The organism is Holdemanella porci, assembly GCF_009696075.1.
In the GTDB taxonomy this organism is placed as follows: Bacteria; Bacillota_I; Bacilli_A; order Erysipelotrichales; family Erysipelotrichaceae; genus Holdemanella; species Holdemanella porci.
The window spans coordinates 1-10,416 of the sequence record NZ_VUMR01000065.1 but is presented as its reverse complement, the minus strand read 5'-3'; the positions used below and the strand labels follow the sequence as shown (position 1 = coordinate 10,416).

Genomic DNA, 10,416 nt, shown 5'->3' with positions numbered 1-10,416 from the left:
TATAAAAGAGCAGAGATATTGAAATCTCTGCTCCCTAGTTAATAATCCTTTAAACACACATAGGGTTTTCGGCCCTACAATTTTTGAAGCCAACTTTTAGTCGACCCTATCTAATTGCGGATTACCAAAAAAAGAAGCTGTAATCAATCAGCTTCTTTCATTTATTTCTTACTTGTAAAGTTCAACTAAACGTTGTAAGTGTTCGTAACGTTCTTTAGCTACTTCTTCTGACTTAGCAAATAATTTTTCTGCTCTTTCAGGGAATGGTTTAACTAAACGAGTGTAACGAGATTCGTTGTGTAAGAAGTCTTGGTAAGTTCCATCTCCTTCTTTAGAAGTTAATGTGAATGGGTTCTTACCTGCTTCTTTCTTAGCTGGATCAAATGAGAATAAGTTCCAGTATCCAGATTTAACGGCTTTCTTCATTTCATCTTGACAGTGGTTCATTCCACCCTTAGCAATACCGTGTAATTCACATGGTGCATAACCGATGATTAAAGATGGTCCTGGATAAGCTTCTGCTTCAGCAATACATTTAACTGCTTGTGCAGGGTTAGCTCCAAGAGCGATTTGTGCTACATAAACGTATCCGTAGCTCATTGCGATTTCTGCTAAAGATTTTTTCTTCATTTCTTTACCAGCTGCAGCGAATTGACAAACTTCACCGATGTTAGATGCTTTAGAAGCCTGTCCACCAGTGTTTGAATACATTTCTGTATCGAATACCATAACGTTTACGTTTTCACCTGATGCAAGAACGTGGTCTAATCCACCGAATCCGATATCATAAGCCCATCCGTCTCCACCGAAGATCCAAACAGATTTCTTAGCTAAGTATTCTTTCTTGTCTAATACAGCTTTAGCATCTGGACATCCAGCTTCAGCAGCTTTTTCTACTTCAACTAATAATGCTTTTGTTGCTTCTGTGTTAGTACGAGTATTTTCTTTAGTTTCCATGAATTTTTCGAATGCAGCCTTGAATTCAGGAGTTGCTTTTTCGCTTTCGTTCATAGCACTTAATTTTTCGATAGCTTGTTCACGTAATACTTTTTGTCCTAATTGCATACCGAATCCGTGTTCAGCATTGTCTTCGAACAATGAGTTAGCCCATGCTGGTCCTTGTAAGCTGTCTTTGTTTACTGTATATGGAGATACAGATGCTGGACCACCCCAGATTGAAGAACATCCAGTTGCATTTGATACATACATGTGTTCACCAAATAACTGAGTAATTAAACGAGCATAAGATGTTTCAGCACATCCAGCACATGATCCAGAGAACTCTAACAATGGTTGGTTGTATTGAGAACCCTTAACTGTGTCATCAGCGAATCCAGAATCTTTCTTAGACACATTAGCTACCAAGTAATCGAATACAGGTTGTTCTTCAGCTTGAGATTCTTGAGGAACCATCTTAATTGCTTGAGTTGGACATACAGTGATACATTCACCACATCCCATACAATCTAATGGAGATACACTCATTGTATATTTGAATTCTGTAGCTTTTGGTTTAACATCAGCCAATTTGATTTGTGCAGGAGCAGCCTTCACTTCTTCTTCGCTCAATAAGAATGGACGAATTGTAGCGTGTGAACATACGAATGCACATTGGTTACATTGAATACATTTTTCAGCATCCCATTCAGGAACTGTAACAGCTGTACCACGTTTTTCGTAAGCACTAGCACCAGTTTCCCATTGACCATCAACGTTTCCAGTAAATGCAGATACAGGTAATGAATCTCCATCCATTTTGTTAACTGGTTCCATGATGTCTTTTACCATCTTAACTGTTGCAGGACGTCCTGATAATTCAGGTTTTGGTGCATCAGCTTCAGGGTTAGCCCAAGATGCAGGAATTTCAACTTTGTGAGTAGCGCCAACACCAGCATCGATAGCTTTGTAGTTCATTTCAACAACTGCATCACCCTTCTTAGAGTAAGATTTCTTAGCAGCTGCTTTCATGTAATCTACAGCTTCTTCAATTGGCATAATGTTAGCTAATTTGAAGAATGCAGATTGTAAGATTGTGTTTGTACGTTTACCCATACCGATTTCGATAGCTTTATCGATGGCATTGATTGTGTACAATTGGATATTGTTGTCTGCAATATATTTTTTAGATTCAGCAGGCATGTGTTTGTCTAATTCTTCGTCTGACCATTGGCAGTTGATCATGAATACACCACCAGGTTTAACGTCTTGAACCATCTTGTATCCATTTACTACATATGAAGGGTTGTGACAAGCTACGAAGTCAGCCTGGTTAATGTAGTATGGGCTACGGATTGGTTTGTCTCCGAAACGCAAGTGAGAAATTGTGATACCACCCGTTTTCTTAGAGTCATATTGGAAGTAAGCCTGAATGTATTTGTCAGTGTGGTCACCGATGATCTTAGTAGAGTTCTTGTTAGCACCTACAGTACCGTCTCCTCCAAGACCCCAGAATTTACATTCAACAGTTCCTGGAGTTGAAGTGTTAGGAGCTGGTTTAACTTCTGGCAATGATAAGTTTGTAACGTCATCCACGATACCGATTGTAAAACGAGGTTTTGGTTCGTCTTTTAACAATTCAGTGTAAACAGCGAATACACTTGAAGGTGGAGTATCCTTAGATCCTAAACCATAACGTCCACCGCAAAGAGTGATGTCATTTAATCCTGCTTCGCGAAGTGTTGTAGCTACATCTAAGTATAATGGGTCAGCTAGAGCACCTGGTTCTTTTGTACGGTCAAGTACTGCAACTTTCTTAGCTGTCTTAGGAAGAACTTTTAATAAGTGTTTGCTTGACCAAGGACGATATAAACGAACCTTAATTAAACCAACTTTTTCTCCTTTTGCAGTTAAGTAGTCAATAACTTCTTCAGCAACGTCATTGATAGAACCCATTGCGATGATTACACGATCAGCTTCAGGATCTCCATAGTAGTTGAACAAGTCATAGTTTGTTCCTAATTTTTCGTTGATTTTACCCATGTATTTTTCTACTACAGCAGGTAATTCATCATATGCAGTGTTACATGCTTCACGGTGTTGGAAGAAGATATCTCCGTTTTCGTGAGAACCACGCATAGTTGGACGTTCTGGATTTAAAGCGTGTTTACGGAATTCCTCAACAGCTTCCATTGGACACATTTCTTTTAAATCTTCGTAGTCCCATTTTTCGATTTTTTGAATTTCGTGAGAAGTACGGAATCCATCAAAGAAGTTAATGAATGGTACTTTACCTTCTAAAGCAGCTAAGTGAGCTACTGGAGATAAATCCATAACTTCCTGTGGGTTAGTTTCACATAACATAGCGAAACCTGTTTGACGACAAGCATAAACGTCTGAGTGATCACCAAAGATGTTCAATGCGTGGGTTGCAACTGTACGTGCAGATACATCGAATACACATGGTAATTGTTCAGCAGCAATCTTGTACATGTTTGGAATCATCAATAATAAACCTTGAGATGCAGTGAATGTATTAGTCAATGCACCAGCAGCTAATGATCCGTGAACAGCACCAGCAGCACCTGCTTCTGATTGTAATTCACTTACAACTACTCGATTTCCAAAAATATTTTTTTGTCCAGCTGCAGACCATTGGTCAATAGAGTCTGCCATTGGACTAGATGGAGTAATAGGATAAATTGCAGCAACGTCTGTAAAAGCATACGCAACGTGAGCCGCAGCCGTATTTCCATCCATAGACTGTTTTGCTCTAGGCATTAATATTTCCTCCTTTATAGATATTCAATACCATAGCTTATTATACGAGCTTCATGTCAAATTTTAAAGGTTAAATTCACCATAGAGGTTAGACTAATCTAATTTGTAAGCGTATAAAAAAGAGACGTAAACATTTGCTTACATCTCTATTTTCATCATTACTCTTTACCTAATAGTTTGAACATGTTCTTTTTATAAACTTCAACACCAGGCTGATTGAATGGGTTAGAATCATTCATCAAAGTTGTCATTGCGATGGCCTTGAAGAAGAACATACACATATTACCAAAGTCATAAGAAGTCATGCCTGGCATAGTTAATAAGATATTTGGAACTCCACCTGTTTCTTCATGAGCCTGTAATGTTCCTTTGGCAGCCATTTTATTAGCCCAATCCACACTCTTACCAGCCAAGTAGTTCATTCCATCTTCATTGGCTTCATCATTAGGGAATGTTAAATCGATCATTGGTGTTTCAACATATAAGTTTGTTTCGAACAATACTTTCTTACCTTCCTGAACAAATTGTCCTAAAGAGTGTAAGTCTGTTGAGAAACATACTGAATCCGGTAAAATACCCTTTCCATCTTTTCCTTCACTTTCTCCAAACAATTGTTTCCACCATTCAGCAACCATCTGCATTTGAGGTTCATAGTTTACTAACAATTCAACATCATATCCTTGGTTTTGAAGAATACGACGAGCCACAGCATAACGGTAAGCCGGATTCTTTTCAAGATCAGCATCACCATATTCACCCATACCTTCGTGTAAACCTTTCATCAAAGCATCGATATCGATTCCAGCTACTGCGATTGGCAATAATCCAACTGGAGTAATAACTGAGAAACGTCCACCAATATCATCAGGAATCACGAATGTTTCATATCCCTCTTTATCGGCTAAAGCCTTCAATGTTCCTCTAGCCTTGTCTGTAGTGGCAATAATACGATTCTTCGCATCTTCACCATATTTTTCTTCCATAAATTGTTTCAAGATACGGAAAGCCAATGCTGTTTCCGTTGTCGTTCCAGACTTAGAAATAACATTTACAGTAACTTCCTTATCTTTAATATGGTTCATAACCTGTGAAATATAAGTAGATGAGAAAGTGTTTCCCATATAAATAATTTCAGGCTTGTTGTCACCATATAAACCATTCATCATTTCAATGGCAGCACGAGCACCTAAATAAGATCCTCCAATACCACATACAACGAATACTTCTGTGTTTTCACGCACTTTTGCGGCAACCTCTTTAATGCGACTAAATTCTTCTTTATCATAATTGTTAGCCCAGTTTAGCCAACCGATAAAGTCGTTACCCTTACAAGTGCCATTTTGTAAAGCTTCATCAATAGCGCGAACTTGATCCTGATAAGCCTTTACATCTTCTTTTAAGAAAGCATGATTTAAATCTAATTGAATCATTTTTATTTCCCTCCATAGCTATCCTAAAGAAGATTATACCACGATTTAACTTTGTATGATATAATGTTTTTTGTTAGGAGCGTGAATTTATGATACCATCGTCCTTATATCCACTTGTCACAGCTCTTTTGAGCAATATACTTGCACAAGTGTTAAAAACGGTCGTATATTATTATAGAACTGGCAAATGGGACTTTCACTGGGTCATTGCAAGTGGCGGCTTTCCAAGCAGTCACTCATCAACTGTAACAGCCCTTTCCCTTTCCATTGGAATTCAGGAAGGATTTGACTCAGCCATATTTGCCGTAACCACCATCTTTTCCTTTATTGTTATGTACGATGCATGCCACGTACGCTACTATTCCGGTAAAAACATTGAGCTAACACAACAATTAGTCAAAGATTTACGCGAAATGACAGGACTTCACTTTGATGATCCCATCTATCAGGAAAAGTTAAAAAATGTACTTGGACATAAATTTGTCGAAGTCATTGGAGGATTTGTGGTTGGACTTGCTGTCCCATTGATCTTATGTCCACTATTTTTATAAGTTAGGAGTGTTGTTTTATGGATACTGTAGTAGATAGTAAAGCCGTTAATGATTGTTTAGATAAGATTCGCCCTTACATTCAACATGACGGAGGCGACATTGAACTATTAGGAGTTGATGAATTCAATGTTGTCTATGTATCTTTCAAAGGTGCATGTCAAGGATGTATGATGGCTTCTGAAGATTTCTCAGGCGGAATCAAAGAATTATTGCTTGAAGAAGTGCCAAACGTCCGTGATGTTGTACTAGTAGGTTAAGATATCGAAAGATATCTTTTTATTTTTAGTAGTTTTGATTATGTACACCAAAGAATAATTATGAAGATTATTAATTCCTTGGATGGTATGTATTATATTCTGCGCTATAATCATGCTTTTTATCCAACAAATCACAAGCCTTGCGAAAATGGAGTCAGAAAGTGCAAAACTTGCCATTTGGCTAACACGCATTGTCTTCGCTTACAAAATGATATTCTGGACACCCTCATTCTTACCAGGATATGGCCTAAGAGCGGCTGGCGATGTAAAATCTAGTATGATCACATTCACTTTATCTATGTGGATCTGTCGAGCTGTAGTTACCATCTTTTTAGTTCATACTTTTCATATGGGTCCTTTAGCTGTATGGATCGGTATGGGTGCCGATTGCACAATTCGTTCCTTTATATTCTTAGCTCGTTTTAAATCAAATAAGTGACTAGAACATAAAGTCATATAATACAAAAGGAGTATCTACCTACTCCTTTAAAAATCTAATTTGACTTTTTTGCTTTTGATTGATTCTAATGCATCACAAATATTGTTCTTTTCTGTTTCTTAAATGACTTGATCATCCGCTACAAGTTGATACATTCCTTTATCTATTTCAAGCAAAACATATTGTTCGTTTTCATCAACAATCTTATTTTTTGACAACTCTTTTTGACCAAAATCTTTAAATATATCAAATTGTTCGCAAACAGATGCATAAATATCTTGTTGCGTTAAAAGAGTATCCATTAAATAATTTCTTTCAAAATTCCATTCTTTTAAGCCACGCAGATAAAATGCACGATCTCGATCTAATAGCACAAATGGAATATGACTATTCTGTAGACATTGTTTAAACATAATCATTCGTCCAGTACGTCCATTTCCATCTCCAAACGGATGTATTCTTTCAAAACAAACATGAAATTCTACAATATCTTCAAATGATAGAACCCCTTTATTTTGAAACTTTTCCAACAAAGCATCTAATTCCGTTTCAACATCAGCTGGTTTTGTCGTTTTAAAAGGATTTATCATTCCAATCCCATTTTCCCTTACTTTAAAACCACCTACATTATATGCTGGATTATCCTCATAAGACGTACCTCTCTTCAAAATCATATTCATTTGAATCATCATTTCTTTTGATAATGGTTCATCTACTGTCTTCAACATATAATCAAACAACCGAAAATGATTTCGTGCTTCTAGTGCATCATATAAAGGAACTAATTCTTTATCTTTAGGTTCAATAAACATATTATTTGTTTCAAATATTTGTTCAGTTTGATTCTTCTATAGTCTCGAACCCTCTATTTTGTTGGAATTAAACGCAAAATTAATTTGAGTCCAATGATAAATATTCCCCTTAACTTTCATGTTCATTTGTGAAATCAATTCATTTTTAATTGTTTTTACTTTGTTTATCATACTTACGACTCCTTAAATATTTGTTCCATGAAATACTGTAGTTGCACCTTCCACCAAGGCCAGTCATGATACACATCATAACCCCAGAAATCACACCAAGCCTCGATGTGTTTGTCATATAAAATGGTGCTGAATTGTCTTAAGGATTCAAAACATTCTTGTTCCCAATTGCCTTGTCCTACACAAAAGATCAATTTGGATTGTTTATACAATTCCATATAGGGATGGTCTAAAGACATATTTTTCATGTAGACACATGGATTATTATGGTACGTATTTTCATCATGATAATCTCCATAGAATAATTCTGTATCATAAATACCAGATAAGGCTAATAATGTATCAAATTGTTTAGGAAAACGGAAAACCAAATTCGTAGCATGCGTTGCCCCTAGACTTGCCCCAGTCACCATCCATTTATCATAGTTATTCATTTTCTCTTGAACGCTAGGAATCAATTCCGAAAGGATATATTCAAACCACAACTCATGTTTCAACATACGCATCTTTGTATTATTCGGATAGGACCATGTTTCTAAATCCAAAGTATCACACGTAATAATCGTTAATTGATTGGATTCAATCCATTTTGAAACTTCATGAATCATGCCACGATCTTCCCATTCAAAGAAACGTCCATTTTGACTTGGAATGGCCAGACATAATTTACCGCCTTGGCCATAGATTTTATATTCCATTTCACGATCCAAACAATTTGAATACTCTTTTATATACTGTACTTGCATGGTGTTACCCCTTTCAGAAATTTTTTGTTTTATTATAGCACATTTTATTGAGTTTTAAGGTTTCTTGCTTTATAATTGTACTGTTTTTGACAGGAAAGTGAGTGACAGTATGTCCAATAAAGAAAAAATTCTTAATATTGCCGTTATCGCCCACGTTGATGCCGGTAAAAGTACGTTAGTCGATGCGTTTTTAAGACAGAGTGATGTTTTCCGTGACAACGAAGAAGTTGTTGACTGCATCATGGACTCGAACGATCTAGAACGTGAACGTGGAATTACGATTTATTCTAAAAACTGTTCCGTTATTCATAACGGTGTAAAAATTAATATTGTAGATACGCCAGGCCACGCCGACTTCTCAAGTGAAGTTGAACGTATTATCCGTACCGTAGATACAGTTATCTTATTAGTCGATGCGAGTGAAGGTCCAATGCCTCAGACTCGTTTCGTATTATCAAAAGCTTTGGAAATTGGTTTAAAACCAATTCTATTGATCAACAAGATCGATAAGAAAGACCAAAGAGCTGAAGAAGTTGTCGATGAAGTTTACGAATTGTTCTTAGACTTAAATGCCAACGACGAACAATTAGACTTTCCTATCCTTTATGGTGTAGCAAGAGAAGGACGTGTTCAATACGACCTTAAAACACCAAGCGACAACATCGACCCATTATTCGATACAATCTTAAAACATTGTGATGTATATCCAGATATGGATGAAGAACCTCTTCAAATGCAAGTATCTGCCTTGGCATACGATGAATATATTGGTCGTTTAGGAATTGGACGTTTATATTCAGGTGTTTTAAAACAAGGACAACAATATATTCGTTTTAACCAATCTGGATTGAATGCCAAAGAAAGCTTGTCTAAATTATTCGTATACAAAGGATTGTCTAGAACAAGCGTTCAAGAAGCACATTCAGGAGATATCGTAGTTATTGCGGGTATGCCTGATATCAGTATTGGTGATACAATCTGTACAGCCGATCACATTGAACCAATGGAACACATTGAAATTGAAGAACCAACTCTATCTATGAACTTCCACGTAAACTCAAGTCCATTTGCAGGACAGAGTGGTAAGTACGTGACAAGTCGTAACTTAAAAGAAAGACTTGAAAAAGAACTTGAAGTTAACGTTGGTTTAAAGGTTGAACCTACTGATTCAGCCGATTGCTTCAAAGTTAGTGGTCGTGGTGAATTACATATTTCCGTATTGATTGAAAACATGCGTCGTGAAGGCTATGAATTAGCTGTTTCTAAACCAGAGGTTATCCTACACAAAGATGAAAATGGATACAAAGTAGAACCAATCGAAGAAGTTGTATGTTTAGCTCCAGAAGAATATTCAGGAACCATCATCAACAAATTAAATCTTCGTAAGGGTGTTATGCAGGACATGTCTGAAGAAAATGGATATGTGAAGATCGTGTATACAGCACCTACACGTGGACTATTAGGTTTCCGTTCAGAATTTATCAATGATACACACGGTGAAGGTACATTAGTACGTCGTATTAGTGGTTATGAACCATATAAAGGAGAAATCGCACAACGTATGGAAGGTGCAATGATTTCAACTGAAACAGGTGAAGCCATGACTTACGCTTTATGGAATCTTCAAGAACGTGGTCAATTGTTCATTTCTCCACAAACACCAGTTTATGAAGGTATGATCATTGGTCAAAGTTCTAAAAACATCGACCTAGATGTTAACCCATTAAAGAACAAGAAATTAACTGCCATCCGTTCAAGTGGTCGTGATGAAGCTATGTTATTAACTCCACCAAAAATCTTCTCCCTAGAAGAAGCATTAGAATGGATCAACGATGATGAATTAGTAGAAGTTACACCAGATGCGATTCGTATCCGTAAAAAAGGTTTAACAGCTTTAGATCGTCGTAACTTATATCGTCAAAAGATGAATGCTCAATAATGAAACGGATTCAAATGAGTGTCACAAATAGTGATGCTCATTTTTTTATGCTTATAATTACTCGCCATTTCATCTTTTTGCACTTCATACTAGCACAAGCCAGAATCACATCTCAAAATTTTTTCTTTCGGATTAGCCCTACCACATATTGTGAATCAATCGTTTCAAACAAAAACTTGCTTAACCATTTTTTATCTCACACTTGCGTCGTATTTGTCGTAACTTTCGTAAGCGCCAAATAAAATGATGTAGTTAAATAAATGAAAAAGAATCAGTTGAACATTGCTAAAATGTTATGCTGATTCTTTTATTTACAGTTCTTTTGTACGAACTTACTCCATGGTAGAAATTCGT

General features: G+C 36.6%; 9 protein-coding genes. 4 read left to right on the top strand and 5 right to left on the bottom strand.

Annotated features, from left to right (window positions below; all coding sequences use genetic code 11):
• Positions 1–168: 168 nt before the first annotated feature.
• Together nifJ and FYJ55_RS09390 are read right to left on the bottom strand one after the other, a co-directional pair.
• Positions 169–3,717, bottom strand: a complete 3,549-nt coding sequence (gene nifJ, locus FYJ55_RS09395) for a pyruvate:ferredoxin (flavodoxin) oxidoreductase (RefSeq protein ID WP_154556604.1) — start codon at positions 3,715–3,717, stop codon at positions 169–171.
• A 158-nt stretch (positions 3,718–3,875) separates the two neighbouring features.
• The gene (locus FYJ55_RS09390; RefSeq protein WP_154556603.1) at positions 3,876–5,147 is read right to left on the bottom strand and encodes a glucose-6-phosphate isomerase; all 1,272 of its coding nucleotides are present in this window, start codon (positions 5,145–5,147) and stop codon (positions 3,876–3,878) included.
• An 89-nt stretch (positions 5,148–5,236) separates the two neighbouring features.
• Here FYJ55_RS09390 and FYJ55_RS09385 point away from each other — a divergent pair, with 89 nt between their 5' ends.
• From FYJ55_RS09385 to FYJ55_RS09375, 3 genes are all read left to right on the top strand, one after another.
• Positions 5,237–5,698, top strand: a complete 462-nt coding sequence (locus tag FYJ55_RS09385; protein ID WP_118114211.1) for a divergent PAP2 family protein — start codon at positions 5,237–5,239, stop codon at positions 5,696–5,698.
• Between the two features lie 17 nt (positions 5,699–5,715).
• On the top strand, positions 5,716–5,955 hold the full coding sequence (locus FYJ55_RS09380; protein ID WP_118114210.1) for a NifU family protein: 240 nt from the start codon (positions 5,716–5,718) through the stop codon (positions 5,953–5,955).
• Positions 5,956–6,103: 148 nt separating this feature from the next.
• On the top strand, positions 6,104–6,394 hold the full coding sequence (locus FYJ55_RS09375; RefSeq protein ID WP_195836715.1) for an MATE family efflux transporter: 291 nt from the start codon (positions 6,104–6,106) through the stop codon (positions 6,392–6,394).
• 119 nt (positions 6,395–6,513) lie between these two features.
• Here FYJ55_RS09375 and FYJ55_RS09370 read toward each other — a convergent pair whose 3' ends face one another.
• Genes FYJ55_RS09370 through FYJ55_RS09365 form a run of 3 tightly spaced genes read right to left on the bottom strand, consistent with a single transcriptional unit; the run spans position 6,514 to position 8,123 of the window.
• A complete protein-coding gene (locus FYJ55_RS09370) occupies positions 6,514–7,206 on the bottom strand; it encodes a Fic family protein (RefSeq protein ID WP_229771149.1) in 693 nt (230 codons plus the stop codon).
• 36 nt (positions 7,207–7,242) lie between these two features.
• Positions 7,243–7,377, bottom strand: a complete 135-nt coding sequence (locus FYJ55_RS11350; protein WP_268234152.1) for a hypothetical protein — start codon at positions 7,375–7,377, stop codon at positions 7,243–7,245.
• Positions 7,378–7,379: 2 nt separating this feature from the next.
• Positions 7,380–8,123, bottom strand: a complete 744-nt coding sequence (locus tag FYJ55_RS09365; protein WP_154556601.1) for an esterase family protein — start codon at positions 8,121–8,123, stop codon at positions 7,380–7,382.
• A 109-nt stretch (positions 8,124–8,232) separates the two neighbouring features.
• Between FYJ55_RS09365 and typA the strand changes: the two genes are divergently transcribed.
• Complete coding sequence (typA, locus tag FYJ55_RS09360; protein WP_154556600.1) at positions 8,233–10,062, top strand: translational GTPase TypA; 1,830 nt, start codon at positions 8,233–8,235, stop codon at positions 10,060–10,062.
• Positions 10,063–10,416 lie beyond the last annotated feature (354 nt).

What these genes read in the sequence shown, in the direction of transcription:
- FYJ55_RS09385 (WP_118114211.1), top strand. Translation starts at nt 5,237, where the DNA reads ATGATACCATCGTCCTTATATCCACTTGTCACAGCTCTTTTGAGCAAT.
- FYJ55_RS11350 (WP_268234152.1), bottom strand. Translation starts at nt 7,377, where the DNA reads ATGATAAACAAAGTAAAAACAATTAAAAATGAATTGATTTCACAAATG.
- FYJ55_RS09380 (WP_118114210.1), top strand. Translation starts at nt 5,716, where the DNA reads ATGGATACTGTAGTAGATAGTAAAGCCGTTAATGATTGTTTAGATAAG.
- FYJ55_RS09375 (WP_195836715.1), top strand. Translation starts at nt 6,104, where the DNA reads ATGGAGTCAGAAAGTGCAAAACTTGCCATTTGGCTAACACGCATTGTC.
- nifJ (WP_154556604.1), bottom strand. Translation starts at nt 3,717, where the DNA reads ATGCCTAGAGCAAAACAGTCTATGGATGGAAATACGGCTGCGGCTCAC.
- FYJ55_RS09390 (WP_154556603.1), bottom strand. Translation starts at nt 5,147, where the DNA reads ATGATTCAATTAGATTTAAATCATGCTTTCTTAAAAGAAGATGTAAAG.
- FYJ55_RS09365 (WP_154556601.1), bottom strand. Translation starts at nt 8,123, where the DNA reads ATGCAAGTACAGTATATAAAAGAGTATTCAAATTGTTTGGATCGTGAA.
- typA (WP_154556600.1), top strand. Translation starts at nt 8,233, where the DNA reads ATGTCCAATAAAGAAAAAATTCTTAATATTGCCGTTATCGCCCACGTT.
- FYJ55_RS09370 (WP_229771149.1), bottom strand. Translation starts at nt 7,206, where the DNA reads ATGTTTATTGAACCTAAAGATAAAGAATTAGTTCCTTTATATGATGCA.